The sequence below is a fragment of the Kitasatospora gansuensis genome (genome assembly GCF_014203705.1).
GTDB lineage: Bacteria > Actinomycetota > Actinomycetes > Streptomycetales > Streptomycetaceae > Kitasatospora > Kitasatospora gansuensis.
Window position 1 is genome coordinate 6,432,905 of record NZ_JACHJR010000001.1, and the last position, 26,385, is coordinate 6,459,289.

The 26,385-nt window shown below is 72.0% G+C and carries 26 protein-coding genes and 1 pseudogene; 17 read left to right on the top strand and 10 right to left on the bottom strand.

Going from position 1 to position 26,385, the window contains the following annotated elements; genetic code table 11:
• Nucleotides 1-195 precede the first annotated feature (195 nt).
• Nucleotides 196-2,619 (top strand): DUF8508 domain-containing protein, encoded by a 2,424-nt coding sequence (locus F4556_RS28975; RefSeq protein ID WP_313068771.1) that lies wholly within the window; start codon nt 196-198, stop codon nt 2,617-2,619.
• Between the two features lie 96 nt (nt 2,620-2,715).
• On the opposite strand, the gene F4556_RS28980 is transcribed toward F4556_RS28975, so the two are convergent.
• A complete protein-coding gene (locus F4556_RS28980) occupies nt 2,716-3,636 on the bottom strand; it encodes an SGNH/GDSL hydrolase family protein (RefSeq protein ID WP_184921245.1) in 921 nt (306 codons plus the stop codon).
• Between the two features lie 331 nt (nt 3,637-3,967).
• Between F4556_RS28980 and F4556_RS28985 the strand changes: the two genes are divergently transcribed.
• Nucleotides 3,968-5,623 carry an FAD-binding dehydrogenase gene (locus tag F4556_RS28985; protein ID WP_184921246.1) on the top strand — a complete coding sequence of 552 codons (1,656 nt, stop codon included), beginning with the start codon at nt 3,968-3,970 and terminating at the stop codon, nt 5,621-5,623.
• Nucleotides 5,624-5,739: 116 nt separating this feature from the next.
• Here the strand turns inward: F4556_RS28985 and F4556_RS28990 are convergent, their stop codons facing one another.
• Complete coding sequence (locus tag F4556_RS28990) at nt 5,740-6,174, bottom strand: CBS domain-containing protein (RefSeq protein WP_184921248.1); 435 nt, start codon at nt 6,172-6,174, stop codon at nt 5,740-5,742.
• A 162-nt stretch (nt 6,175-6,336) separates the two neighbouring features.
• Between F4556_RS28990 and F4556_RS28995 the strand changes: the two genes are divergently transcribed.
• Both F4556_RS28995 and F4556_RS29000 read left to right on the top strand, forming a co-directional pair.
• Nucleotides 6,337-6,735, top strand: a complete 399-nt coding sequence (locus tag F4556_RS28995; protein ID WP_184921250.1) for a (2Fe-2S) ferredoxin domain-containing protein — start codon at nt 6,337-6,339, stop codon at nt 6,733-6,735.
• Between the two features lie 42 nt (nt 6,736-6,777).
• Nucleotides 6,778-7,554 (top strand): aminotransferase class IV, encoded by a 777-nt coding sequence (locus F4556_RS29000; protein WP_184921252.1) that lies wholly within the window; start codon nt 6,778-6,780, stop codon nt 7,552-7,554.
• Between the two features lie 2 nt (nt 7,555-7,556).
• Here the strand turns inward: F4556_RS29000 and F4556_RS29005 are convergent, their stop codons facing one another.
• Both F4556_RS29005 and F4556_RS29015 read right to left on the bottom strand, forming a co-directional pair.
• Nucleotides 7,557-8,276 carry an MAB_1171c family putative transporter gene (locus F4556_RS29005; RefSeq protein ID WP_313069271.1) on the bottom strand — a complete coding sequence of 240 codons (720 nt, stop codon included), beginning with the start codon at nt 8,274-8,276 and terminating at the stop codon, nt 7,557-7,559.
• Nucleotides 8,277-8,630: 354 nt separating this feature from the next.
• On the bottom strand, nt 8,631-9,053 hold the full coding sequence (locus F4556_RS29015; RefSeq protein ID WP_184921257.1) for a helix-turn-helix domain-containing protein: 423 nt from the start codon (nt 9,051-9,053) through the stop codon (nt 8,631-8,633).
• Between the two features lie 263 nt (nt 9,054-9,316).
• On the opposite strand from F4556_RS29015, the gene F4556_RS29020 reads away from it, so the two are divergent.
• The 4 genes from F4556_RS29020 to F4556_RS29035 all read left to right on the top strand — a co-directional run bounded on the left by F4556_RS29020 (nt 9,317) and on the right by F4556_RS29035 (nt 13,540).
• Entirely contained in the window at nt 9,317-9,829 is a 513-nt protein-coding gene (locus tag F4556_RS29020) for a flavin reductase family protein (RefSeq protein WP_184921259.1), read from the top strand.
• A 20-nt stretch (nt 9,830-9,849) separates the two neighbouring features.
• The gene (locus tag F4556_RS29025) at nt 9,850-10,029 is read left to right on the top strand and encodes a hypothetical protein (protein ID WP_184921261.1); all 180 of its coding nucleotides are present in this window, start codon (nt 9,850-9,852) and stop codon (nt 10,027-10,029) included.
• A gap of 89 nt (nt 10,030-10,118) precedes the next feature.
• Nucleotides 10,119-11,339 carry a hypothetical protein gene (locus tag F4556_RS29030; RefSeq protein WP_184921263.1) on the top strand — a complete coding sequence of 407 codons (1,221 nt, stop codon included), beginning with the start codon at nt 10,119-10,121 and terminating at the stop codon, nt 11,337-11,339.
• 17 nt (nt 11,340-11,356) lie between these two features.
• Nucleotides 11,357-13,540: a tetratricopeptide repeat protein gene (locus F4556_RS29035; RefSeq protein ID WP_184921265.1), complete on the top strand. Its 2,184-nt coding sequence runs from the start codon at nt 11,357-11,359 to the stop codon at nt 13,538-13,540.
• A gap of 54 nt (nt 13,541-13,594) precedes the next feature.
• Here the strand turns inward: F4556_RS29035 and F4556_RS29040 are convergent, their stop codons facing one another.
• Nucleotides 13,595-14,590 (bottom strand): lysozyme family protein, encoded by a 996-nt coding sequence (locus tag F4556_RS29040; protein ID WP_184921274.1) that lies wholly within the window; start codon nt 14,588-14,590, stop codon nt 13,595-13,597.
• 142 nt (nt 14,591-14,732) lie between these two features.
• Nucleotides 14,733-15,206 (bottom strand): Dps family protein, encoded by a 474-nt coding sequence (locus F4556_RS29045; protein WP_184921276.1) that lies wholly within the window; start codon nt 15,204-15,206, stop codon nt 14,733-14,735.
• A gap of 431 nt (nt 15,207-15,637) precedes the next feature.
• Between F4556_RS29045 and F4556_RS29050 the strand changes: the two genes are divergently transcribed.
• From F4556_RS29050 to F4556_RS39555, 5 genes are all read left to right on the top strand, one after another.
• On the top strand, nt 15,638-17,971 hold the full coding sequence (locus F4556_RS29050; RefSeq protein ID WP_184921278.1) for a glycoside hydrolase family 95 protein: 2,334 nt from the start codon (nt 15,638-15,640) through the stop codon (nt 17,969-17,971).
• Between the two features lie 23 nt (nt 17,972-17,994).
• Nucleotides 17,995-18,753, top strand: coding sequence for a GNAT family N-acetyltransferase (locus F4556_RS29055; protein WP_184921280.1), 759 nt, complete (start codon nt 17,995-17,997; stop codon nt 18,751-18,753).
• A gap of 87 nt (nt 18,754-18,840) precedes the next feature.
• Complete coding sequence (locus F4556_RS29060; RefSeq protein WP_184921282.1) at nt 18,841-19,461, top strand: hypothetical protein; 621 nt, start codon at nt 18,841-18,843, stop codon at nt 19,459-19,461.
• Between the two features lie 71 nt (nt 19,462-19,532).
• Nucleotides 19,533-19,814: a PDDEXK family nuclease gene (locus tag F4556_RS39550; protein ID WP_313068777.1), complete on the top strand. Its 282-nt coding sequence runs from the start codon at nt 19,533-19,535 to the stop codon at nt 19,812-19,814.
• The gene (locus tag F4556_RS39555) at nt 19,793-19,969 is read left to right on the top strand and encodes a hypothetical protein (RefSeq protein ID WP_313068779.1); all 177 of its coding nucleotides are present in this window, start codon (nt 19,793-19,795) and stop codon (nt 19,967-19,969) included. The genes F4556_RS39550 and F4556_RS39555 overlap by 22 nt, the downstream gene beginning before the upstream one ends.
• Before the next feature lies 1 nt (nt 19,970).
• Here the strand turns inward: F4556_RS39555 and F4556_RS29070 are convergent, their stop codons facing one another.
• Together F4556_RS29070 and F4556_RS29075 are read right to left on the bottom strand one after the other, a co-directional pair.
• The gene (locus F4556_RS29070) at nt 19,971-20,456 is read right to left on the bottom strand and encodes a peroxiredoxin (protein WP_184921284.1); all 486 of its coding nucleotides are present in this window, start codon (nt 20,454-20,456) and stop codon (nt 19,971-19,973) included.
• A gap of 81 nt (nt 20,457-20,537) precedes the next feature.
• On the bottom strand, nt 20,538-20,870 hold the full coding sequence (locus F4556_RS29075) for a YnfA family protein (RefSeq protein ID WP_184921286.1): 333 nt from the start codon (nt 20,868-20,870) through the stop codon (nt 20,538-20,540).
• A gap of 96 nt (nt 20,871-20,966) precedes the next feature.
• Here F4556_RS29075 and F4556_RS29080 point away from each other — a divergent pair, with 96 nt between their 5' ends.
• The gene (locus F4556_RS29080; RefSeq protein ID WP_184921288.1) at nt 20,967-21,647 is read left to right on the top strand and encodes a GNAT family N-acetyltransferase; all 681 of its coding nucleotides are present in this window, start codon (nt 20,967-20,969) and stop codon (nt 21,645-21,647) included.
• A gap of 7 nt (nt 21,648-21,654) precedes the next feature.
• Here the strand turns inward: F4556_RS29080 and F4556_RS29085 are convergent, their stop codons facing one another.
• Both F4556_RS29085 and F4556_RS29090 read right to left on the bottom strand, forming a co-directional pair.
• Nucleotides 21,655-22,242 (bottom strand): GNAT family N-acetyltransferase, encoded by a 588-nt coding sequence (locus F4556_RS29085; protein WP_184921290.1) that lies wholly within the window; start codon nt 22,240-22,242, stop codon nt 21,655-21,657.
• Between the two features lie 55 nt (nt 22,243-22,297).
• Nucleotides 22,298-23,509, bottom strand: coding sequence for a pyridoxal phosphate-dependent aminotransferase (locus F4556_RS29090; protein WP_184921292.1), 1,212 nt, complete (start codon nt 23,507-23,509; stop codon nt 22,298-22,300).
• 97 nt (nt 23,510-23,606) lie between these two features.
• Here F4556_RS29090 and F4556_RS29095 point away from each other — a divergent pair.
• From F4556_RS29095 to F4556_RS29105, 3 genes and pseudogenes are all read left to right on the top strand, one after another.
• Nucleotides 23,607-23,957 (top strand): annotated as a pseudogene (locus F4556_RS29095) (winged helix-turn-helix transcriptional regulator); the annotation flags it as partial.
• 91 nt (nt 23,958-24,048) lie between these two features.
• A complete protein-coding gene (locus tag F4556_RS29100; RefSeq protein WP_184921296.1) occupies nt 24,049-24,504 on the top strand; it encodes a DUF3291 domain-containing protein in 456 nt (151 codons plus the stop codon).
• 280 nt (nt 24,505-24,784) lie between these two features.
• Nucleotides 24,785-26,356 (top strand): S8 family peptidase, encoded by a 1,572-nt coding sequence (locus F4556_RS29105; RefSeq protein ID WP_184921298.1) that lies wholly within the window; start codon nt 24,785-24,787, stop codon nt 26,354-26,356.
• Nucleotides 26,357-26,385 lie beyond the last annotated feature (29 nt).

Below are 26,385 nucleotides of genomic sequence, written 5' to 3' on the forward strand. Positions count from 1 at the left end.
GCCGTCGTCCGGCGGTATCCAACTGTTAACGGGCAACCCCTTGTCGGGTCATTTTCTACGCGCGTATCTTGGGGGCCGCCGGATCTGACCGGCACGTGATCTACGCGGGTAGTGCGCCGTCGTGCGCTGCCTGACCCACCCTCAGCTGCCGACGGCCCCACGAACGTCGGAGCATTGACCGAGGAGTTCTGCCCGGTGACCAAGTCCACCGCTCCCCGCCGTACCCGCCGCAGCCTGCTGCGCGCGGCCGTCCTGCCCGTCGCCGTGGCGGGCTCGCTCGTGCTCGTCCCGCTCCCGAGCGCCTTCGCCGCGCCGTCGGCCGACGTGGTGATCTCCGAGGTGTACGGCGGCGGTGGCAACTCCGGTGCCACGCTGAAGAACGACTTCATCGAGCTGGCCAACAAGGGTGGCGCCGCCTTCGGTCTGGCCGGGTACAGCGTCCAGTACCTGCCGGGCGCCCCGAGCGCCGGCTCGAAGTGGGGCGTCACCGCGCTGACCGGCTCGGTCGCCCCCGGCGGCCGCTACCTGATCGCCGAGGCCGCGGGCACCGGCGGCACCGTGGTGCTGCCCACCCCGGACGCCACCGGCACCCTGGCGCTCTCCGGCGCCAGCGGCACGGTCGCGCTGGTCCAGGGCACCGACCCGCTGAGCTGCAAGACCGCCGCCGACTGCGCCGCCGACCCGCGGATCAAGGATCTGGTCGGCTTCGGCACCGCCGTGGTCCGGGAGGGCTCGGGCCCGGTCACCGGGGCGAGCGCGACCGCCTCGGTCGCGCGGACCGCCGGTCTGCCGGACACCGACGACAACGCCGCCGACCTCAAGGCCGGTGCGCCGACCCCGGTCAACGCCGCCGGTGAGGCCCCCGAGGGTGGCGACACCCCGACCGGGCCGACCGAGCCGGGCAGCGTCCGGATCCACGACATCCAGGGCAACACCCGGCTGTCCCCGAAGACCGGCAAGAACATCGCCGGCGTCCCCGGCATCGTCACCGGTGTGCGCACCTACGGCTCCAAGGGCTTCTGGATCCAGGACCCGAACCCGGACGCCGACCCGGCCACCAGCGAGGGCCTGTTCGTCTACACCGGCAGCACCCCGACCGTGGCGGTCGGCGACTCGGTGCTGGTGACCGGCAAGGTCGCCGAGTACTACCCGGCGCTCAGCGCGGGCGGTCAGTCGATCACCCAGCTGACCGCGCCCGCCGTCACGGTGCTCTCGGCCGGCAACGCGGTGCCCGCGCCGTTCGTGCTGAACGGTGACAGCATCCCGTCGGCGTACGCGCCGGACGCGGCCGGCGGCAGCATCGAGGGGCTCACGCTGGCGCCCGCGAGCTACGCGCTCGACCGGTACGAGTCGCTGGAGGGCATGAACGTCCGGGTCGAGAACACCCGGGTCGTCCAGGCCACCGACCAGTACAGCGAGCTCTGGGTGCAGGCCCGCAAGCAGGACCTCGCCAGCAGCCGCGGCGGGGCGATGTACCTCGGCTACGACAAGCCCAACTCCGGCCGGGTGATGGTCCAGTCGCTGATCCCGACGGCCGACCGCCCGTTCCCGACCGCCAACGTCGGCGACGAGCTGACCGGGGTCACCGACGGCCCGCTGGACTACAACCGCTTCGGCGGCTACACGCTGGCCGCGACCACGTTGGGCGCGCTGAAGGACAACGGCCTGCAGCGCGAGGTGACCGACCGGGCGCTGCCCAGCGAGGTCGCGATCGCCACCTACAACGTCGAGAACCTGGACCCGAGCGACCCGGACGAGAAGTTCTCCGAGCTCGCCAAGGGCGTGGTGACCAACCTGCGTTCGCCTGACATCGTCGTCCTGGAGGAGATCCAGGACAACAACGGTGCCGTCAACGACGGTACGGTGGACGCGAGTTCGACGATCGCCAAGTTCACCGCCGCGATCGCCGCGGCGGGTGGCCCGGCCTACGACTGGCGCTCGATCGACCCGGAGAACAACAAGGACGGCGGGGAGCCCGGCGGCAACATCCGCACCGTCTTCCTGTTCAACCCGGCCCGGGTCTCCTTCACCGACACCCCGGGCGGCAGTGCCACCAGTGCGGTGGACGTCACCGGCACCGGCAAGTGGGCTTCGCTGACCGCCTCCCCGGGCTGGATCGACCCCGGCAACGAGGCGTGGAGCTCCAGCCGCAAGCCGATGGTGGGCGAGTTCAAGTTCCACAACAAGAAGATCTTCGTGATCGCCAACCACTTCAACAGCAAGGGCGGCGACCAGGGTCTGGACAGCCGCTTCCAGGCGCCGGCCCGCAGCTCCGAGGTGCAGCGGACCAAGCAGGCGGCCGTCGAGCAGGCCTTCGTCGCCAAGCTGCTGGCCGCGGACCCGAACGCCCGGGTGGTCTCGGTCGGTGACTTCAACGACTACCAGTTCTCCCCGGCGCTGGCGACGCTGACCAAGGACGGCGTGCTCCGGGACCTGGTCAACTGCCTTCCGGCGAACGAGCGTTACTCGTACGTCTTCCAGGGCAACTCGCAGGTGCTCGACCACAGCCTGGTCAGCCCGGCGCTGAAGCACGTCGAGTACGACGTGGTGCACATCAACAGCGAGTTCGCCTCGCAGGCGAGCGACCACGACCCGCAGATCGTGCGGATCAAGCCGTAACGGCGTAACGGAAGGGCCCCGGACCGCGGTTGCGGTCCGGGGCCCTTCCGTGTGCTCGGGCTGCGGAGGCGTCAGCGCGCTCGGGGCGCGGAGGCGTCAGTGGCCGAGGGTGCGCAGCACCGTGTCGGCCATCACCCGCTCGCCGGCCGCGTTCGGGTGGAACGGGGCGGCGGGGGACTGCGGCAGCAGGCCCTCGATCCACGGGGTGTCCGAGCAGGCGTCGTGCCCCTTGGTCGGGGTCGCCGTGTCCACGTAGGTGGCGCCGTTCGCGGCGGCGGTCCGGGCCAGCATGGCGTTCAGGTCGCTCAGCACGCCGTGCAGGTACTCCACGTCGCCGGGGGTGACGGGCTGGCGGCCGATGCAGTTGGCTCCGTTCGAGGGTACGACGGAGGGGTAACCCACCAGCAGCACCTTGGCGTTGGGGGACTTGGCGTGGATCCTGCGCAGGCCGTCCGCGACCTGGGGCGCGGCGGCGGCGATCCGGCTGCGCAGCTTGTCCTCGCCGTAGACCCACTGGAACTGCCAGTCCCGCCAGGCCCAGTGCCCGTCGGCGTACACGTCCTTGCACGGGGTGCCGAACGGGTTGACCACGGCTCCGCCGACGCAGGTGGCGATCAGCTCGGCGACGCCGAGGTCGCTGACCCCGAGGTCGTTGCCGCCGATGCCCAGGGTGACCAGTGCGGTGTCCGGCTTCAGGGCGTTCAACTGGGGTTCGTAGACGCCGTACTGAGCCTCCGTCAGGTGCTTCACCTTGGCGGCGGAGCAGGTGACGTCGGTGTACGAGGTGCTGTTCAGCGCGGCGGCCACCAGGTGGCCGTAGTTCTGGTCCGAGCGAAGGCAGAGCCCGCCGGACTGGTTCGGCACCAGGGCGCCGGCCGCGAACGAGTCGCCGAGTGCGACGTACGGGCCCGCGCCGGTCCCGGCGTGGGCGGCCGGGGCGGTCAGCGCGGCGAGTGCGGCGGTGGCCAGCAGGCCGCCGAGCAGGGCGGGGAGACGCTTTCGGGCATGGCTGAACACGGTGCCTCCTGAGGGGTGGAGAGACGCGCTGGTGGGTGGGGGCGGAACAGCCGGCTGCTACTGGCAAGTAAGTTACTGGCAGGTTAATCGGGCTGTCCAGAGCGTTCGCCGGAATTACCGAATATCCGTCAAAAGGCCGGTGAATTACGCTCCATGGCGGATCGTTTGACCACGTATTCCGCTACCGGGTGGAGCGAAAAAGGCTATTCGGGGAATCCGTCGACGGCCTCCGGAAGGCAGCCCGGCTCCCGGGTCGGGTTACCGGTCGGTTGACCTGCCGGTCCGCAGGCCGCAGAATCCGGACACGCCTGCTCACCCTGGAGGATCGCCCGTGGCACTGGACGCCGACGTCATCGTGATCGGAGCCGGGCTGGCGGGCCTGGTCGCCACCGCAGAACTCGCGGACGCCGGACGGAAGGTGATCCTGCTCGACCAGGAGCCGGCCGCCTCGCTCGGCGGTCAGGCGCACTGGTCCTTCGGCGGGCTGTTCCTGGTCGACTCACCCGAGCAGCGCAGGATGCGGATCCGCGACTCGCACGAGCTGGCCTGGCAGGACTGGCTCGGCACGGCCGGCTTCGACCGCCCCGAGGACGCCTGGCCGCGCCGCTGGGCCGAGGCGTACGTCGACTTCGCGGCGGGCGAGAAGCGCTCCTGGCTGCACGGACAGGGCGTCAGGTTCTTCCCCGTGGTCGGCTGGGCCGAGCGCGGCGGGCTGCTGGCCAGTGGTCCGGGCAACTCGGTGCCGCGCTTCCACATCACCTGGGGCACCGGGCCCGGCCTGGTCGAGCCGTTCGCCCGCCGGGTGCGGGCCGCCGCGGCGCGCGGGCTGGTCGAGTTCAGGTTCCGGCACCGGGTGACCGGACTGTCGGCCTCGGCCGGATCGGTGGACACCGTCGCGGGCGAGGTGCTGGTGCCCAGCACGGTGGCCCGGGGCGAGGCCAGTTCGCGGGAGGTGGCGGGGTCGTTCGAGCTGCGGGCGCAGGCGGTGATCGTCACCTCCGGCGGCATCGGCGGCAACCACGAACTGGTCCGGAAGGCCTGGCCCGCCAGGCTCGGCACGCCCCCGCAGAAGCTGCTCTCGGGGGTGCCCGCGCACGTGGACGGCCTGATGCTGGGCATCACGGGCGCGGCGGGCGGCCACCTGATCAACGGTGACCGGATGTGGCACTACACCGAGGGCATCGAGAACTGGGACCCGATCTGGCCGCAGCACGGCATCCGGATCCTGCCCGGCCCCTCCTCGCTCTGGCTGGACGCGCGCGGCCGGCGGCTGCCGGTGCCGCTGTTCCCCGGGTTCGACACCCTGGGCACGCTGGAGCACATCATGACGACCGGTCACGACCACACCTGGTTCGTGCTCACCCAGAAGATCATCGAGAAGGAGTTCGCGCTCTCCGGCTCCGAGCAGAACCCGGACCTGACCGGGAAGTCGGTCCGGGAGGTGCTGCGCCGCGCGCTGCCCGGCGCCACCGCGCCGGTCGAGGCGTTCAAGAAGCACGGCGTGGACTTCGTGGTCGCCGACTCGCTGGAGGAGCTGGTGCGCGGGATGAACGCGAAGACTCCCGAGGCGCTGATCGACGAGGCCGAGCTGCGCCGCGAGATCGAGGCCCGGGACCGCGAGATGGCCAACCCGTTCAGCAAGGACCTCCAGGTGACGGCCATTCACGGCGCCCGCCGCTACCTGGGCGACAAGCTGATCCGGACCGCCTCCCCGCACCGCCTGCTCGACCCGAAGGCCGGTCCGCTGATCGCCGTGCGGCTGAACATCCTCACCCGCAAGTCGCTCGGCGGCCTGGAGACCGACCTCGACTCACGCGTGCTGCGGGCCGACGGCTCGGTGCTCGACGGCGTCTACGCGGCGGGCGAGGCAGCCGGCTTCGGCGGCGGCGGCGTGCACGGCTACCGCTCCCTGGAGGGCACCTTCCTCGGCGGCTGCCTGTTCTCCGGCCGGGCAGCGGGCCGCGCGGCGGCGAAGGCCACCGGGTGAGGCCCTGCTGTACCGGTGCGGACTGACGGACGCGGACTTCGCCGCGCTCGACGGGTGGCTGCGCGGGCGCGCGGGCGGGCCACCGGTGGGGTGACCGGTGGCCCGGGGGAGGGGGGTCAGCGCTTGAGGTAGACGCTGTCCATGAAGTCGACGATCTGCTGGTCCGTCAGGCGGCCGCCGTTCCGGTGACCCATCGCCAGGTCGGCTTCGCTGATCATGCCGACCAGCCGGTCGTTGTCGATCACCGGGATCCGGCGGATCTGGTGCTGCTCCATCTTCTTGAGCACCTCGTCCATGCTGTCGTCCGCCCGGACGCAGTGCAGGTGCCCGCTCAGCTCCATCGCCTTCATCATGGCCGGGTCCTTGCCCTCCGCGATACATCGGGTGACGATGTCGCGGTCGGTGATGATCCCCTTGAGCATCTGGTCCTCGCCGCAGATCGGCAGGGCGCCGACGCCCATGTCCCGCATCATCATGGCGGCGTCGAGCAGGGTCTGATCGGCCCGGACGCACTGGGCACCCGCGTGCATGATGTCGCTTGCCTTGATCATGAGTTGACCTCCGAGTCGCCCCCGGGAGGTCCGGGGTGCGACTTCGGTCACCATAAGCAGCTGTGCGAGGGCCCGCACGGCGAGCGACCGGCGCCGGATACCCTCGGCCGTCGGGGTGCGTCACGGCCCTGAACAGTACGACTGCCCGTTGGAGGGGAACTGATGGCTCGTAAGCCGGTCAAGAAGACTGCTGCCGCACCGGTGACGGTGACGGTGTGCCGGGGGTGCTGCTGCGGGACGGAGCGGCGGCACCCGGAGGTCGACCACGCGGCGCAGCTGGTCCGGCTGAAGGAGGGCGTCGGTGCGGCGGGGCGGGTGCGGGCGGTGCCGTGCCTGGACGCCTGCGACCACTCGAACGTGGTCGTGGTGAGCCCGTCGGCGGAAGGGCGGGCGGCCGGCGGGCGGCCGGTCTGGCTCGGCTGGGTGCTCGCGGACGACATGCTGGACGAGATCACCGACTGGGTGAAGGCCGGCGGCCCGGGCATCGCGGAGTCGCCCGGCACGCTCGACCTGCAGGAGGCCGCGGTCTCCCGGCGGGTGCGCGAGGGCCTGCCCGGCTGAGACCGACCGGCAATCGGTGGGCGGCCTGGCATGCTTTCGGGCATGGCGGAACTGAACGGCAGACCGGTACGCCCGGCGGAGCTCCAAGCCCTGGCGCTCACCAACTACGGGCACTTCACCACCATGCGGGTGACCGACGGCCGGGTGCGCGGACTGGCGCTCCATCTGGAACGGCTGCGGCGGGACTGCCGGGCACTGTTCGGCACCGAGCTGGACCTCGACCTGGTCCGCTCGTACGCTCGCCGGGCGGTGCCGGGCAGCGGCAGCACGATGCTGCGGCTGACGGTCTTCGACCCCGCGCTCGACCTCGGCAGTCTGGGCGGCCGGGCCGATCCGGCCGTCCTGGTGACGACCCGCCCGGCGGGCGACGGCGCGATGCCGCCGCCGCTGCGGGTGCGTTCGGTGGGCTATGTCAGGGATCAGCCCGAGGTGAAGAGCGTCGGGCTGTTCGGTGCGCTGCGGCACCGACGGGCGGCGCAGCTGGCCGGGTACGACGACGCGCTGTTCGTGGACGGCACCGGGGCGGTCAGCGAGGGCGGCACCTGGAACCTCGGCCTGATCCGGGACGGCGAGCCGGTCTGGCCGGAGGCCGCGTACCTGCCCGGCACCACGCTGGAGCTGCTGCGCGGGCTGCGCCCGGGCCGCAGCGAACGGGTCCCGCTGACCGGGCTGAGTGGGTTCCAGGCCGCGTTCGCCGGCAACGCCGCGATCGGCGTCCGCCCGATCGCCGCCGTGGACGGGGTCGAACTCGATCCCGGGCACCCGCTGATCGCCGAACTCGCCGCCGCCTACCGGGATTTGCCGGGCACTTCGGTCTAGCGTCAGCAGTGCCGGATCACCTGGTGCCAGGGCGCGGCGTGCCGTACGCCGGGGCGGTGGGACCCGATCCCGGTCGCGCGGGTGGAGCGGGTGAAGGCCTCGGTCACGTCGATCAGCCAGGCGGTCTCGGCCTCGATGCTGGCCTGCAGCTCGTGCGCGGCGTACGGGACGGGCGGCCCCGCCCGGTACGGCAGCCCGGCCTCGGCGGCGGCCAGCGCGGCCGCGATGCACGCGGCCTCAGCCCGGGCCGCCGCGTTGCCGCCCGAGCCCTGCCGGCCGGCGGTCGCCACCGCCCAGGTGTGCACCCCGGGGTGGACGTAGGGGCGCAGTGCGAGCCGGCCGTCGTGGATCTCGATGATGCGGCGGTACAGCGCGAACTCCGCGCCGCGCGGAAAGGCCGGGCGGAGCCGGGTGGTGGGCGTGGAGAGCGCGATCTCGGGCACCGCGCGGTGCAGGGCGGTCCAGAGCGGGCCGATCCGCCAGTACGCCGTCCAGGCCCGCACCCAGCGGACCGGTGCCGCGGTCATACCCGGCTGCCGCGTCTGGGGCGGTGCAGGGCCAGCGAGGCGAACAACTCGGCTTCCTGCTCCTGCAGTTCGGTGTAGACCGTGCGCCCGAGGACCCGTTGGACCAGCTCCTCGGAGAGGTTGGGCAGCAGCGCCTGCACGGTTCCGGCGCTGATCCCTCCGGTTCCGGCGTGGCCGGACAGCAGATGGCCTAATTCATGCAGCAGGATGTGCTGTTGGTGTAATGCCGTGGTGGCGCTCGGGTAACCGATGTAGTCGGCCCGGTCGGTGGTGACCAGCAGGCCGCAGGGGGTGCGGGACCGGACCGGCAGCTGGATCAGCTCGATCGGTCGCCCGCGCCGCTCGGCCAGCGCAGCCACCAGCTCCTCCGGGTCGAACGGTGCCGACAGCGGGAGGGACTCCACCATCCGGCGACATCGGCGCCAGAGCATCCGCCCCCGTCGGTCCGTGAAAAACCGCACAGTCCCACCCCCTGGCCCGGTCCGATCACGGTCAGCGATGTCCGACCCGCTGAGAGCGATCCTAGGCGTGTGAAGGTCTGATGGACAGTCATTCCGGACGGTGTGATCCGGCCTCTCTCCGAGCGATGATCTCGATCATGTCGCTGATCGTGCCGAGCCCCTCGGGCGACAGTGAGACGGCCCGCAGTGCGACGTCCCGGACGCCCGCATCCCGCAGTGCGCCCAGGAGTTGGAGCTCCTCGGTGATCCGGCCGCTCTGTTCGTCGTCGAAGAAGTAGGCCGGCGGCACCTGGAAGAACCGCGCCAGCGCTTCGAGATGACGCTTGGTCGGATTGTCCCGGCGGCCCGTTCTGAGCTGCCAGAGGTAGGTCGCGGAGAAGGTCTCACCGGTGGCCTCGCGGCAGGCCCGCGCGACCTCCTCGTTGCTGTACGGCTCGCGGTCGGGACCTCGGACCACCTCGAAGAGCCGGTCGATCCGGTCGGCGAGCGAGGCGGCTCCGGATCGGGGCACCGCGCACCTCCCTTGCTCGTTCACCGCTGCGACCGAGCCCGGCGGCCCCGTCGGCCCCATCCTAGATGGCCGCGCGCCGGAACCGCCCCCGTCGGCCGTGCGCTGTCCCGGTCGACCGGCGGCTACCGGCCTTGCCGGTCACACCTGTTGACGCCTTGGCGGTGAGCTGTCAGTCTGCGATGGCTCCGTCTGAGATGAATGAACACACCAAGTCCCATTCATCTGGGACTGGTTGGAGACTCCACCAGGGAGGGGCGTGCCGGATGGCCCTCGACAAGGCGGTCGAGGCGGGCCGCCCACTCCGTGCCGTGCTGGGGCGGTACGCGACCGGCGTTGCGGTGGTCACCACCCGCTACCGGGGGCATCCCGCGGGTGTGACCGTGAACTCCTTCACCTCGGTCTCGCTGGAGCCGCCGCTCGTGCTCTGGTGCCTGCAGCAGTCCTCCACGAGCCGGGCCGCGTTCACCGGCGGCGCCCACTTCGCGGTCAACCTGCTGGCCGCCGACCAGCGCGATCTCGCCGTCCGCTTCGCCGGGCCCGGCGACCGCTTCGCCGGGCTGAACAGCGACGAGGGACGGTACGGGATACCGCTGCTGGACGGCGCTGTCGCGACCCTGGTCTGCCGCCGCGAACAGGTCCTCCCGGTCGGCGACCACCTGGTGCTGATCGGCCGCGTCCTGGAGCACTGGACCACTTCCGGAGCACCGCTGCTCTTCGTCGACGGCGGCTTCCACGCCGGACCTGACGGATCGTCAAATTCTGTTACCCGCTGTTGACATGAGCGGGACCCGGTTCCATGCTGATGGGCGTCGCGACAGCTGAGATGAATTTTCGAAGCCATGCGATTCACATCCGCTCGTTCTCTGTCAGCTCGAGGGAAGGACACACCATGAAGAAGATCGTCATCCGCAAGGCCGGCCCGGTCCGTCTGACCAGCTCCGCCCAGACCATGTACGGCTGCGGCTGCGACGCCTGAGGCCCCAGCACCATCTGACGGGGTCGGCCGCTCCGGCGGCCGGCCCCGTCAGCCACTCCGCCGAGCAGGGAACTTCTCCGGGAGGACCGATGAGCCCCTCGACCGACCACGCGGCCGCCGGCCCGGACCTCGACCGTCCGGTCGCGCTGCACCCGCTGGTCTACCTGGACGAGGGCGAGGAGGTCACCGTCGGCCGGGTCGACACCGACTCCTACGCGGTGCTCCCCGCCGACGGCGCGGAGCTGGTCCGGCTGCTGGCGGACGGTCTGACACCCCGGCAGGCCGCCCGGGCCTACGAGCGGGTGCACGGCGAGAGCGTCGACATCGCGGACCTGCTGGCCGGGCTGGACGAACTCGGCTTCGTCCGCACCGGGGACGAACCACCGCCGCCGCCGGTGCGCTGGCAGCGCCTCGGCCGAGCCGCGTTCAGCCTGCCGGCCTGGGCCTGTTACCTGCTGGTGGTCGCCGCGTCGGTCGCCGCGATGATCCGGACGCCCGAGCTCGCGCCGCACCCGGCGAACCTGTTCTTCAGCCCCTACTTCACCGTGATCTCGGTGGTCCTGTTCGTCGGTCAGTTCCCGCTGATCCTGGTCCACGAGGCCTTCCACGCCCTGGCCGGCCGACGGCTCGGCCTGCCTAGCAGGCTCTCGTTCGGCCACCGCCTGATCTACATCGTGCTGGAGACCTCGCTCGACGGGCTGGTCACCGTACCCAGGCGCAAGCGCTACCTGCCGATCCTGGCCGGAGTGCTCGCCGACACCGTGCTGACCGCCGCCCTCACCCTGACCGCCGACGCCACCCGCCTGCCCGGCGGCGCGCTCAGCGGGGTCGGCCGGCTCTGCCTCGCGCTGGCCTACGCCACCGTGCTGCGGATCGCCTGGCAGGCGTTCTTCTATCTGCGGACCGACCTCTACGTGCTGCTCAGCACCGTGCTCGGCTGCCGTGACCTGCACACCACCGCCACGGGCGTGCTGACCAACGCCGTCCGCCGCCGCCGGGGACGCCCGCTGCTGGACGAGTCGGGCTGGCACGCCGTCGACCGCCGGGCGGCGCGCTGGTACTCCTGGCTGATCGTGGTCGGCTACGCCTTCTCGCTGACGGTCTTCGTGATCGGCGTCGTCCCCGCCGGGGCCCGCTTCGTCACGGGCGCGCTGGACCGGTTCGGCGGGCACGCGCCGCTCGGCCCGTTCATCGACTCCACGGTGTTCTTCGCCCTGGCCGTCCTCCAGCTCGGCGCCGTCGCCGTGATGGTCCGCCGGGACCGCCGCCGCCGGAAGTCCGCTCCCGAAGCCCCCGCACCCGCTCTCTGACGAAAGGCACCACCGCCATGGCCGAGCCCCGCCACCACTGGGTCCGGGCGCCGCACCGCGCCGCCCGGGCCGCCGCCCACGAGCAACTGGCGCTGCCGCCGGTCCTGGTGACGGTCAGTGCGCACCGTCGGCTGCGCGGCCCGTACACCGCCGTCGGCTCCCTGCTGCGGGCCCTGGTCCCCGATGCCCTGACGCGCTGCCCCGAGGCGGTCCGGCGGCACGACGTCGAGATCCTCAGCACCGCGCCCGAACTGCGCGGCGTGGTCCCCGCCTCCCGGGAGACCCTCACCTCGCTGGCCGTGCCCAAGGAGCGCACCCGCTACTACTCCCGGCTGCGCACCCTGCGGATCGCGCACGGCCTGGTCGAGTTCCTCACCGAGTACGCGCAGGCGCTGGGCGACGGGCCGCACACCCTGGTGGTCGAGGACCTGCACCGGGCCGACCCGACGGACCAGGAGTTCCTCGCCGTGCTGCTCCGCCGGATGGACCCGGCGCTGCTCACGGTGGTCGCGCACACCGGGACGGAGCCGCTCGACGCGCCCCTCGGCGAGGTGGCCGCCCCGCTGGAGCCCGCGCTCACCGCGCACTGCCTGACCGTCCACGGCACGGCCCCGGCCGACCTGCTCCCGGCGGGGCCGGCCGAGCGCGCCGCGCTGTACGTCGCGGGCGACGGCACGGCCGAGGACCCGCGGGCGGCCGAGGCGTACGAGCTGCTGCCGCCCGCCGGGCGGGCCGCGCTGCACGACGCCCGACGGCTCGAACTGGAGGCGCTGGACGAGCGTTCGCTGAGCCTGGGCGCCCTGCTCTGGCACGCCGAGCACGGTTCCGACCCGTCCGGCGCGGGCGCCGAGCTGCTCCGCGAGGCGAGCAACTACTGCACCGACATGGGCTTCTACCACGCCGTCCTGGACTACGGTGAGCGCGGCAGCGCCCTGGTCACCCACGAGTCCCACCCCCGCCACTGGTGGACCTTCCTCGCCAAGCCGGCCAACGCCTACGCCGGGCTCGGCCTGACGGACCGGATCCTCCCGCTCTGGGAGCGGGCCCGCGCGCTCAGCACCGATCCGGAGATCCACCTGCAGTGCGCGTACGGCACGGCGATGCTCTACACCCGCTTCCTGGACGACGACCAGCGGGACCACCAGGTGGCCCGTGGCTGGATCAACACCGCGATCGCCTTCGCCACCCGGACGCCGGATCCGAAGGAGCGGGCCTTCCGGACCGCCTTCAACCGCAACGGGCTGGCCCTGATCGAGGTCCGCGAGGGCCGGCCGGAGGCGGCGCTCGCGCTGCTGGACGAGTGCGTCGCCCGCCTGGACGAGATCCTCGACCCGGGCGAGCACGCCCTGCACCGCTCGGTGCTGGTCTACAACCGGGCCCAGGTGCACGGCGGGCTGGGCCGCCACGAGGACGCGGTGGCCGACTACACCTCGGTGATCACCGTCGACCCCAACTACGCCGAGTACTACTTCGACCGGGGCATCGTGCTCCGGCGCACCGGCCGCTCGGTCGAGGCGCTGGCCGACTTCGACGAGGCGATCCGCCTCTCACCCCCCTTCCCCGAGGCGTACTACAACCGCGCCGACGTCCGGGCCGAACTCGGCGACGTGAAGGGCGCGGTGCAGGACTTCGGTTACGTCATCGAGCTCGACCCGGCCTTCGTCGACGCCTACCTCAACCGGGCCGGGCTGCTCACCGACCTCGGCGACCTGCCGGGCGCCCGCCGGGACGTCGCGGCCGGGCTCGCGCTCGACCCGGCCAATGCCCAACTGCTCGCCGTCCAGGGGCAGTTGCACGTGGCCGAGGGTGAGCTCGCGGAGGCGCGCGAGGCGTACTCGGCGGCCCTCGCGGCGGACCCGGAGTTCGCCCAGGCCTGGGCACTGCGCGGTGAACTGGCCTACGAGGAGGGCGACCTGGCGGCGGCCGCCGCCGACCTGCAGCGGGCCGTCCAGCTGAGCGAGGACCCGGGGCTGCGGTTCAACCTGGCGGTCGCCTACCAGGACGCGGACCGCCACGGCGAGGCCCTCGGCCTGCTGGACACCGTCGTCGCGGAGACCGACGACCCGTCGGCCCGGCTGCAACGCGCCCGCTCCCTGCAGGCGTTGGGCCGCCGCCCCGAGGCGGTGGCCGACGTCCGGGCCGCGGTGGAGGCGGACCCTGAGCTCGCCCTCCCGGACGAGGCCCGGGACCTGCTCGGTTAGCGGAACGGCCGGCCGCCGGGGGTACGAGTACCCCCGGCTGCCGGTGCGTGCGGGTCAGTAACCCCGGGCGCTCTTGCCCGGGTTGGCCTGCTGGACCTTGCTGGCCAGGTCGTGGCCGTCCTTGGAGACGTGGTAACGGTCCATCATGTAGTTCATCGAGGCCGCGCAGCTGGCGACCGGGTCGTAGATGTTGGTCGAGGTGCCCGCCTGGTGGTAGGCGGCGAAGGTGCTCGGGATGCACTGCCAGGGGCCGCGCGAGGAGTTCGCCGGGAAGCCGTCGGACTGCTTCGGGCCAGTGGCGTTGCTGTCCCAGCCGTTGGCCAGCGGGAGCGAGTTGAAGGAGGACTCGCGGCCGGCCATGGTGAGCAGGCCCTTGGTCCACTGCTCGCGGGCCTGCGGGTCGGTGATGCCCATCAGGTCCAGGGTCTGGCTGATGTAGTCCCGGACCGCGGCCTCGCCGCTCTTCCAGGAGCCGCGGCCGCCGTACTCGACGTCCTTGACCGCGATCTTGCCCTCGTGCGAGGGCTTCGAGTCCGGGTCGTCGCCCTTGTCCCCGTCGCCGCCGTTGTCGTGGCTGCCCTGGTCACCGCCGTTGCCGTTGCCGTGACCGCTGCCCTTCCCGTTGCCGTGACCGCCGCCGTCACCGTTGCCGGTGGGCTTGGGCTTGTCCGGCTGCTGGCGGTCCTTGTCCTGGTTGCGGTGGTCCTCCTCGATCTGGCGGTCCGTCTCCTGGTACGCCTTGATCACCGCCTGGAGCTTCCGGACGTCCTCGCCGATCGCCTGGGTGAGCTTCTCCTTGGTCTGCTGGAGCTTCTCGGCCCGCTCGTTGATGTCCGCGACCTCGCCGGCCACCTGGCCGGCCACCGCGGCGAAGCCGACGATCCCGGCGAACGGCGCGGCCATCAGGTCGGTGGCGACCGCCTTGGCCACCGTGCTCTTGATCTGGCCGAGCTTGGCGCTCATCTCGGCCATCCGCTCGCTCATCTGCTGCCAGTCCCGCTGGATCTCGGCCAGCTCGGTCAACGAGACCCCGAACTTGTCCCCGCTCATACGCCCCTGCCCCCTGCTCCCGGTCCGCCCGCGAACCTTCGCCCGCACCCCGTGTGTTGACGTTCGGTCATTCATCCTGCCATGACGCGGCCGCCCACCGAAGAGCACGGTGGGCGGCCGGGGGTCGCGGTGTCCGGACAGGTCAGACGTTGTTCTCCGCCTGGGCCATCCAGGAGTACTTCTCCAGGTCAGCGGTCAGGCCGATCAGGATGTCCTGGCTGACCGGGTCGGCCTCGGCGGTGGCGTCGATCCGGCCGCGCATCCGGGTGATGACGGCGGCGAGCGCGTCGACCAGGGTGCCGACGGCGGTCGAGTCGATCACCTGGCCCTCGGGGGAGGTGGAGATCCCGCTGGTGTCGGCGACCGTCTTGGCCCGGCCGTCCGGCGAGACGCCGATCGCGGCCGCCCGCTCGGCCACGGTGTCGGCGTGCAGGCGGGCCAGCGCCACCACCTCGTCCAGCTGGAGGTGGACCGAGCGGAACCGCGCGCCGACCACGTTCCAGTGCAACTGCTTGGCCACCAGCGAGAGATCGACCAGATCGACCAGCGCCCCCTGCAGCGCCTCACCGACGACCTTGCGGTCGGTGTCCGGCAGCGGGCTCTTGATTCCGTACATCGGGATGCCTCCTGGGCTGGGCTCGACTCCGCGGTCAGCATGCCACAGGAAACGGACAAGTCGGTCATTTCTCCGCCGCCGGGCGAGCCCCGACAAGGGGATGCGGCCTTGGTGTGGGCGAGTTCGTTCGGAGTCTGTCGGTCGAAGCGCTTCGAAGTCTGCCGAGATGCCTGGAATGTCAAGGTGGCGACCTCCGGCCCGTCGGTCGGAGTCCTGCCGTTCTGGCTGCTCCGGACTGCTGCTGGGGGAGCGGTCTCCGAAGTCCCGGACCGGTCGGCCGATCTGTGTCGTCGTCAAGTCTTGAAACGTTAAGTGCGTGCAAACCCTTGTGCGCCGCCGCTCGCTGTCCTAGCCTCGGCGCGAAGTTGAAGCGCTTCGACAGTGCGTTCTGACCCTCCGTCGGTCTGACCCCCAGGAAGGGTTCTCCCCTCATGTCCCGTCATGGCATCCACGACACCGCCCCCGCCACCCGCTGGGAGGACGCCTACCTCGGCGGCAACGGTCGGCACGGCGTCCTGGTGCACGGCCGGACCGACGCCGAGACGGTGGTGGTCACCCACCACGACCTGGTGCTGCCGGACGCCGCCTCGGGGGTCGAGCCGCCCGCGCTGGCCGGTGAGCTGGCCGCCGTCCAGGACCTGTTGCTCGCGGGTGAGCAGGCGGCGGCGGTCCGCCGGTTCGGCGGTGACTGGGAGGCCCGGTCCGTCCAGTCGTTCCACCCGGGCTTCGCCGTCCGCTGGACGCGCTCGCACCGCGGCGAGGTCACCGGGTACCGCCGGGAGCTGGACTTCCGGACCGGCGTGGTGACCACCCGCTGGCGGGAGGCCGACGGCGAGTGGCTGGCGGAGTGCTTCGTCTCCCGGGCCGACGACGTGGTGGTGCAGCGCCTGGTCGCCCCCGAGGGCGGCACGGTCGAGGCCGAGATCGGCCTGGACGGCCGGCTGCCGGGCGCCCCGGCCGGCCTGCGCGCGGCGGTCCGCTCGGTGTACCGGCCGGCCGAGATCCCGTACTCCGCCGAACTGCCGCGCGACACCGCCCTGTTGCGGCTGCGGGCCCGCTACCCCGACAGCGCGTACGGCTACCGGGGCGCGGCCCGGATCGTGGCGACCGGCGGTACGGTGCGCTGCGACGGGCCCCGGGTGTACGTCTCCGGCGCCCGGGAGGTGCTGGTGCTGACCCGCGCCGCCCGGGGCGAGATCGGCGCCCCGGCCTCCGAGTTGAGCCGGCTCGACACCGGGATGTACGGGCTGTCCGCCGACCACCGTGAGCTGCTGGCCCGGCACGTGGCCCTGCACGGCACCGCCTACGACCGGGTCCGGCTCGACCTCGGCGCGCCGGAGGCGGACCGGCAGCGGCCGGTCGCCGAGCTGCTGGAGCGTCAGACCGCCGACCCGTCCGTGCTCCAACCCGCGCTGCTGGAAGCCCTGTTCGCGGCCGGCCGGTACCACCTGCTGTCCGCCTCCGGCGCGCTGCCGCCGAGGCTCTGCGGCCTGTGGACCGGCGACTGGCACACCGCCTGGGGCGGCGCCTTCACCACCAACGCCAACCTCAACCTGCAGATCGCCTCCGCCGCCACCGGCGACCTGCCCGAGGTGACCCGGGCGCTGGCCGCGCTGATCCGGGGTCAGCTCGCGGACTGGCGTACCAACGCCCGGCTGCTCTACGGCACCCGGGGCGTGGTCGCCCCGGCCCACACCGACGGCACCAACGGGCTGCAGTACCACTTCGACCAGCGCTGGCCGCACCACCTCTGGACGGCCGGCGCGGACTGGCTGCTGCAACCGCTGGTCGAGTACGTCGAGACCTCCGGCGACCTCGACTTCCTGCGCGCCGAGCTGCTGCCGACGCTGGCCGAAGTCGCCGACTTCTACACCGACTTCCTCACCCGCACCGCCGCCGACGGCACCTTCGTCCTGGTGCCCTCCTACTCCCCGGAGAACCGCCCGGCCGGCCCCGACGGCGTCCCACTCCCCGCCCCCGCCTCGGTCAACGCCACGATGGACCTGGCCGCCGCCCGGCACGCCCTGCTCACCGCCGCCGACCTCACCGAACGGCACACCGACGCCTCCGGCGCGCACTGGCGGGCGGTCGCCGACCGCCTCCCCGACTACCGGGTGAACGCCGACGGCGCGCTCGCCGAATGGGCCTGGCCGTCCTCGGGCGACAGCTACGACCACCGGCACGTCAGCCACCTCTACCCCGTCTGGCCGCTGGACGAGATCAGCCCCGACACCACCCCCGCGCTGGCCGAGGCGGCCCGTACGGCACTGCTGCTGCGCGGCGACGAGAACTGGTCCGGCCACGGTCTCCTGCACCGCGCACTGGCCGCCGCCCGGCTGGACGACCCGGTGCTGGCGGGCCGTCAGCTGGCCGAACTGCTGCTCCGGGGCTTCCACTTCCGCTCCCTGATGACCAGCCACTACCCGGACCTGGAGGCGTACAACGCGGATGTCGCGCACGCCCTGCCCGCGGTGCTGACCGAGCTGCTGGTCCGTTCGCACCCCGCCACGGCCACCGCCCCCGCCCGGCTGGTGCTGCTCCCGGCGCTGCCCGAGGCCCTGCCGTTCGGCAGCCTGTCCGGGCTGCGGACCCGGTTCGGCGCGGTGGTGCGGTCGCTGAGCTGGACCCCGTCGGCCGTCACCGTGGTGCTGTACAGCCCCGTCGACCAGGAGGTGACGGTGCGGTCGGGTCCGGTCGGCAAACACCCGTCGGTGCGGCACCTGTTGACGGCGGGGGAGGAACGGCGAATCCGCTTCGACCGCTGACCGCCCTGACCTACCATCGGCGGATGTCCACCAGTGAGCTGCTGCGCGCCAACGCCTTCCGGACCGCCTTCGCCCGCCGCCAGGCCACCGAAGTGCGGGAGGTGACGGGGGGCTTCCTCGCGCTGAACGACGTGTTCCCGCTGTCGTACGAGCACAACCAGCTGCACATCGACGGGCCCGTCGGGCCGGCCACCCTGCTCACGCTGGCGGACACGGCGCTGGCGCACGCCGCGCACCGCCAACTGACGGTCTACGACGCCGAGTCGGGCGCCGCGTGCGTACCGCTCTTCGAGGCGGCCGGGTACCAGCACATGACCGAGGTGGTGCTGGCCCACCGCGGCCCGACCCCGGCTCCGGCGGCGCCCGCTTCACCGGTGGAGCTCACCGAGCTGGCGGCGCCGTACCGGGCCCGGCTGTGGGACTGGATGCCGGAGGTCTCCGAGGAGACCGTCGAGCAGCTGATCGCCCGTCGGGAGGCTCGGCTGCGCGGGGCACCGGAGGTGGTCTTCCTCGGCGCCCGCACCGCCGCCGGCTCGGTGGCAGCCTGGGCCGACCTCTACCGCGACCCCGCCACCGGCATCGCCCAGATCGAGGACCTGGTCACCGCCCTGGACCACACCGGCCGGGGCCACGGCGACACCGTCCTCACCACCGCCCTGCACCTGGCGGCCGACTACCCGCTGCGCTTCCTGGTCGCCGACGCCGAGGACTGGCCGATCCAGTGGTACACCCGCCGTGGCTTCACGCCGATCGGCGAGTGCCACTCCTTCACCCGCTCCTGAGCGTCTGCCGCTCGCGCGCCGTTACGCTGGGGCGCCGGTGATCATCTGCCCCGGTCTGACGCCCCCAGCCCCCAGGAGCTCTGTTCGATGAGTACGTTCACCGCGCCCGAGACGCCGGTCTACCGGGCCGCCACGCCACGGGAGCGGGCCGCGAAGGCGATCACCGACGTGCTGGCCCCGGCCAACCTGGTGATCGGCCTGCTGCTGCTGGTCGGCTGGCAGGGCAGCCACAGTTGGCGCGGGCTCGGCTGGGGCCTGCTGGCCGCGCTGTTCTGCGGCGTCATCCCGCTCGGCATCATCCTGCTGGGCGTGAAGCGCGGGGCGCTGACGGACAAGCACATCCGGGTCCGCAGGCAGCGGATGATCCCGATGGGCGCGAGCCTGGTCTCCGTGGTGGCGGGTGTGACCGCGCTGTACCTGATGGGCGCCCCGGCCGAGGTGTCCGCCCTGGCCGTCGCGATGCTGGTCGGGCTGGCCACCTCGCTGCTGGTGACGGTCTGGTGGCAGATCTCCATCCACAACTCGGTGGCGGGCGGAGCGGCCCTGATCCTGCTGCTGGTCTTCGGCCCGCTGCTCGCCCTCGCCGCCGCAGCGGTCGCCGCCATCGGCTGGTCCCGCCTGGTCCTCAAGGCACACACCCTGCCGCAGGTCCTGGCCGGCACGGCCCTGGGCAGCGTCGCGGCCCTCACCTTCGCCCTGCTGCGCTGACCGGTGGCAGCATTGGGCTTGGTCCGAGCCGACCAGGGCATCGTCCGACCACAGAAGGGGCCCGGCCGTAGATGCGTGTCGAGGAGTTCGAGCGGTTCGCCGCCGTAGCTTCGGAACGGCTGGAGTTCATCGCGGGTGAGGCGCGGACGAAGCCGCCTGGCGACGGCGACCACGGCGCGATCATCATGTGGTTGCTCCGGCAGTGCATGCAGCATCGACCGGAGCACGACCTGCACATCGAGCAGGGCATCCGGGTGGAGCAGTACCGCACCGGCTGTGCCCGGTCTGACGGCGTGCTCGCACCGGTGGCGCACTTCGCGGGCCAAGGTGAGTGGGCCGACCCGGCGGGCTGATCGACCACGAGCGCTGCGAGGTCACGGTCCACAGTGAGCCGGCCGGAGAGCGCTACCGGACCACGGTGATCCGGGCGTACGGCAACGAGATTGAGCTGCCGTCACCGGTCGGGTTCACCTTGCCGACGGAAATCCTCAAGAGCTACGTGCGCTGACTCAGCTCTCGCCGAGGGTCGCCAGCTGAGCGGTCAGGGTGTCGGTGTGCTGGAAGGTCAGGCCGGCCAGGGCGATGTGGCGCCAGGTGACGGTGCCGCCGCCGTCCAGGATGAAGACCGAGCGGCGCAGGCCGAGGCCGGGCACCGTGATGCCGTAGGCGCGGGCGACGGCGCGGTCGGGGTCGGCGAGGAGGGGGAAGGCCAGGCGGTGCTTGCGGGCGAAGCGTTCGTGGCTGTCCAGGTCCTGCGGGCTGATGCCCCAGACGGTGGCGCCGAGGTCCTTGAAGCGGTCCAGGTCGGAGGTGTACTCGCAGAGCTGCTTCGTGCAGACCGGGGTGTCGTCCCCCGGGTAGAAGACCAGCACCAGCGGGCGGCCCTTGGCCTCCTCGAGGTGGTACTCGCGGCGCTCGGCGAGGTCCTCCGTCAGGAGCAGGCCGGGCAGGGTGAAGGACGGCGCGGAGGCTCCGACCTCGGGCGGCTTGGCCATGGAACTTCCTTCCGGGACGGGGCCGGTGACTCGGTTACCGGGCGGTACCCATGGCACTGTACTTGCTCCCGACGGCAGCCGTCAGCGGCGCGGGCCGTACATGATGACCGCCACGCCGGCCAGGCAGATCGCCGCGCCGAGCAGGTCGGAGCGGGTCGGCCGGAAGCCGTCCACGGCCATCCCCCAGAGCAGGGAGCCCGCCACGAAGACCCCGCCGTAGGCGGCCAGCACGCGGCCGAAGTTGGAGTCGGACTGCAGGGCGGCGACGAAGCCGTACCCGCCGAGCACCACGATCCCGAGACCGGCCAGCCACCAGGGGCGGGCCTCCCGGACGCTCTGCCAGATCAGCCAGCAGCCGCCGATCTCGGCGACGGCGGCGACGGCGAACAGGGCGACGGAGCGCAGCACGGTCATGCGGGCGAGCCTAGTGATCGCCGGACGGTGCGGACACGCTGGTTACGATGGGCCGGGCCGCGCCGGGTGGGTGCGGGAGATCGGAACGGGGACCTGATGCCGCATCCGCTGGACAACCCGGTCACGGCGTCGCTGGCCGGACCGCACGCGCGGTTCGCCGAGTGGCGGGGGCGGGCGGCCCGGTACCCGGGGGACATGACGCACTTTCACGGACTGCCGGACGCGCCGCAAGCGGCGGACTGGGCGGACCTGGCCGCGCTGGCCGGGCCCGGGGCGGTGGTGCTGCTCGCGGTCGACGCGGCGGTCGTGCCGCCGACGGACTGGGCGGTGCCGTTCCGGATCGAGGGCGTGCAGCTGGTCGGCGAGGACGTGCTCGGCAAGCCGGACCCCGAGGCGGTCCGGCTCGGCCCGGCCGATGTGCCGGAGATGCTCGAGCTGGTCGAACGGACCCGGCCCGGACCGTTCCTGGCCCGGACCATCGAGATGGGCAGCTACCTGGGCATCCGCCGGGACGGCGCGCTGATCGCGATGGCGGGCGAGCGGATGCACCCGTCCGGCCACACCGAGATCAGCGCGGTCTGCACCGACCCGGACCGCCGCGGCGAGGGGCTGGCCTCCCGGCTGATCCTGGCGGTGGCGGCGGGGATCCGGGAGCGCGGCGAGGTCCCGTTCCTGCACGCGGCGGGGGACAACACCAACGCGATCCGGCTGTACGGGACGCTGGGCTTCCGGCTGCGCCGCGCGGTCACCTTCCTCGGCGCCCGGGTGCCGGGCTGACGGTCGGTCAGAGGTCGCCCTGGAGCAGCGCGTGCAGGTGCATGTCGTGCCACCCGTCGGCGTGAAGCAGCGAGCTGCGGAGGGTCCCTTCGAGGGTGTACCCGGCCTTCTCCGCCACCCGGCAGGAGGCGGCGTTGGCCACCGAGTGGCGCAGCCGGAGCCGGTGCAGGCCGAGTTCGTCGAGGGCCCACCGGCTGAGCCGCTCGGTCGCGGCCACCACGACGCCGCCACCGCGGGCGGCGGGCAGCACCCAGTAGAGGATCTCGGCGCTGCCGCCCTGGAGGTCGATCTCGTTCCAGCCGATCAGGCCGATGGCCACCTCACCGGGGCGGGCGATCGCCCAGATCGCGCCCTGCTCGGCGCGCCAGCGCTCGTGCATCCGCCCGATCCGCACGCGGGCCTCCTCGACCGTGCCCACCGAGAACAGGTTCCACTGCCGGATGTCCGGATCCTGACTCGCGGTCACCAGGCTCTCGGCGTCGGCGGGTTGCCAGGGCCGCAGCTCCAGGCCGCCGGGAAGGTCGAGCACGGGCTGTTCGCTGTCGGCCATCCGGCCGGCGGGAACGACGGGGGGCAAGGGCCAGACGGTGGTCATCGCGGCATCGTGTCAGAACGCCGGCCGCGACGCCACCGATCATCGCCGGAGGGGCCTACTGCCGGTAGGTGGTGAGGAAGCGGCCGATCCGGCTGATCGCGGTCTCCAGGTCGTCGGCCCGGGGCAGGGTGACGAAGCGGAAGTGGTCCGGGCGGGGCCAGTTGAAGCCGGTGCCCTGGACGATGTGGATCTTCTCGCGGAGCAGCAGGTCGAGTACGAAGCGCTCGTCGTCGACGATCCGGTGCACGGCCGGGTCGAGCTTGGCGAAGGCGTACAGCGCGCCCTTGGGCTTGACGCAGCTGACGCCGGGGATCTCGTTCAGCGCCCGCCAGGTGACGTCGCGCTGTTCGGTGAGGCGGCCGTTCGGCAGCGTGAGGTCCTGGATGGACTGGTGGCCGCCGAGCGCGGCCTGTACGGCGTACTGGGCCGGGACGTTGGGGCACAGCCGCATGCCCGCGAGCATGGTGAGCCCCTCCAGGTAGTCCTTGGCGTGCTGCTTGGGGCCGGAGACCACCAGCCAGCCGCTGCGGAAGCCGGCCACCCGGTACGCCTTGGAGAGGCCGTTGAAGGTGAGCGTGATGACGTCGTCGGCGAGCGCGGCGAGGCAGTGGTGCTCGACGTCGTCGTACAGGATCTTGTCGTAGATCTCGTCGGCGAGCACCATCAGGTTGTGCCGGCGGGCGAGTTCGAGGATGCCGAGCAGCAGTTCCTTCGGGTAGACCGCGCCGGTCGGGTTGTTCGGGTTGATGACCACGATGGCCTTGGTGCGGTGGCTGATCTTGGAGGCGATGTCGTCGAGGTCGGGGTACCACTCCGCCTCCTCGTCGCACAGGTAGTGCACCGCCTTGCCGCCGGCCAGCCGGACCACCGCCGTCCAGAGCGGGAAGTCCGGTGCGGGGACCAGGACTTCGTCGCCGTCGTCGACCAGGGCCTGGACCGCCATCTGGATCAGCTCGGAGGCGCCGTTGCCGAGGTAGACGTCATTGACCGTCACCCCGTCGACACCGCGCTGCTGGTAGTACTGCACCACCGCGCGGCGAGCCGGCAGGATGCCGCGCGAGTCGCTGTAGCCGTGCGCGTTGGGGAGGTTGCGGATGATGTCCTGGAGGATCTCCTCCGGCGCCTCGAAGCCGAACGGGGCCGGGTTGCCGGTGTTCAGCCGCAGCACGCTGTGTCCGGCCTCCTCGAGCGCGTTGGCCTGTTCGACCACCGGGCCGCGGATCTCGTAACACACGCCCGCCAGCTTGCTGGACTGCCGAAACTCCACTGCGGCCTCCCGACCGTCGCACCGCGCCATCATTCGGTTGCTTTGTTCTACCAAGTATCCACTTGGAAAGTCCAACCTTTTGGCTATGCTTCTCCACATGCCACGCCGAAGCTACGACCAGTACTGCGCCGTCGCCCGCGCCCTGGACGCGGTGGGGGAGCGCTGGAGCCTCCTGATCGTCCGTGAACTCCTGGACGGCCCACGTCGCTACACCGACCTGCACGCCGACCTGCCAGGGGTGTCGACCGACATCCTGGCCACCCGGCTCAAGCAGCTGGAGGGCGAGGGCGTGGTGGAGCGCCGCAAGCTGGAGCGCCCCGCCAACGCGGTGGTCTACCAGCTCACCGAGCGCGGTCTGACGCTGCGCCTGGTGGTGGACGCGCTGGGCGTCTGGGGGCTGGACGCGCTGGGTGAACCCCAGCCCACCGATGCCGTCCGGGAGCACTGGGTGACGGGCGCTCCGGCTGGCGCCACGGAGAGTGCGACCAAGGGCTGAAATTGCCGGGAGACGATCGGCCGTCCGGGTTATCGTCCGCCCCATGACGGCTCATCACCACCTCGCGCAGATCAACATAGCCCGGCTGCTCTTCCCGATCGACGGCCCCGAACTCGCCGACTTCGTCGCCCAGCTGGACCCGGTCAACGCCCTCGCCGAGCAGGCCGACGGCTTCGTCTGGCGGCTCGTCGACTCCGCCACCGAGGGGACGGTGCGGATCTACGAGGACGACTGGCTGATCGTCAACATGTCGGTCTGGCGGGACCCGGACGCGCTGGAGGCGTTCACCTACAGCCCCGAGCACATCGCGGTGCTGCGCCGCCGCCGGGAGTGGTTCGCCCGGGCGCGGGAGGCGATGACCGCGCTCTGGTGGGTGCCGGCCGGTCACCGGCCGACGGTCGAGGAGGCCGAGCGGAAGCTGACCGAGCTGCGGGCCAAGGGGCCGACGGCCGAGGTGTTCACGCTCCGTGAGACCTTCCCCGCGCCCGGCCAGGTCTGACGAACACTCAGTGGCGGGCGGGTGGACGGCGGTTGAGCGCCGTCCGAATGTGTCCTGCACGTGACAATCGTTCCCAGCTCTTGTGTCCCCGGCCGCCGATGGGTCAACCTTTCGTTGGCGGCCGGAGAACAAGTGCGCGGCCAGTACCGTCGTCCCATTTGTCATGGGCATGCATAAACCTGTGCGTGCCCACTGCGCCGCCGTGCCCGAACCGAGCCCCAAGTACCGGACCCCATCGGGCAGTTGAGTACGTACCGCCCCCACCTAGGAGGACCCTCAGATGGCAGTGATACGTCCCTCTCGGCGCGGCCTGGTCGCCGCCACGGCGGCCACCGCGGCCGTGCTGGCCCTCGGCGTCGGCTCGGCGCTGCCCGCGGCGGCCTCGGCCCAGGCCGAAGGCGTGATCGCCAACGCCGGTGCCCCGGGCACCGTCAAGGACAGCTACATCGTGGAGCTCAACCAGGGTGTCGCAGCCGCGAGTTCGGACCACGGGCAGGCCCTGGCCGACAAGTACGGCGCGAAGATCACCCGGACCTACACGGCCGCCCTGAACGGCTTCGCCGCCCAGCTCTCCGAGGCCCAGGCGAAGCGGCTGGCCGCCGACCCGGCGGTCGCCAAGGTCTCGCAGAACCGTACCTTCCACGTGGACGCCACCCAGCCGAGCCCGCCGTCCTGGGGCCTGGACCGGATCGACCAGAAGTCGCTTCCGCTGAACAGCAGTTACGGCTACCCCGACACCGCCGGCGAGGGCGTCACCGCGTACATCATCGACACCGGGGTCCGGATCAGCCACAGCGAGTTCGGCGGCCGGGCCAGCGACGGCTACGACGCGATCGACAACGACAACACCGCCCAGGACGGCTACGGACACGGCACCCACGTCGCCGCCACGGTCGCGGGCAGCTCGTACGGGGTGGCCAAGAAGGCCAAGATCGTCGCGGTCCGGGTGCTCGACAACAACGGCTCGGGCACCACCGAGCAGGTCGTCGCGGGCATCGACTGGGTGACCGCCCACGCGGTCAAGCCGGCCGTCGCCAACATGAGCCTCGGCGGTGACGTGGACGACGTGCTCGACGCGGCCGTCCGCCGGTCCATCGCCTCCGGCATCACCTACGGGGTCGCGGCGGGCAACGACAACCAGAACGCCAGCACGCACTCCCCGGCCCGGGTCGCCGAGGCCATCACGGTCGGCTCGACCACCAACACCGACGCGCGGTCCAGCTTCTCCAACTACGGAAGCCTGGTGGACCTGTTCGCGCCCGGCTCCAACATCAAGTCGGCCTGGAACAGCGGCGACACCGCCACCAACACCATCTCCGGCACCTCGATGGCCACCCCGCACGTGGTCGGCGCGGCCGCCCTCTGGCTGGCCGACCACCGCACCGACACCCCGGCCCAGGTGGCCACCGCCCTGGTCAACAACGCCACCAGCGGCGTGGTGACCAGCCCGGGCAGCGGCTCGCCGAACAAGCTGCTGTACGTCGGCACCGGCACCACCCCGCCCACCGGGCCGAAGTTCGAGAACGCCGGTGACTACGCGATCGCCGACAACACCACCGTCGAGTCGCCGATCACCGTCAGCGGTGTCACCGGCAACGCCCCGGCCGCGCTGAGCGTCGAGGTGGACATCAAGCACACCTACAAGGGCGACCTGAAGGTGGACCTGGTCGCGCCGGACGGCTCGACCTACCTGATCAAGAACTACGGTGACGGCGGCAGCGCCGACAACGTGATCGGGACCTTCACCGTGAACGCCTCCGCCGAGGTCGCCAACGGCGTCTGGAAGCTGCGGGTCAGCGACAACGCCGCCGCCGACATCGGCAAGATCGACCGCTGGGCGCTGCAGTTCTGACGTCTGGTCAGCACTGAGCCGGGGTCGCA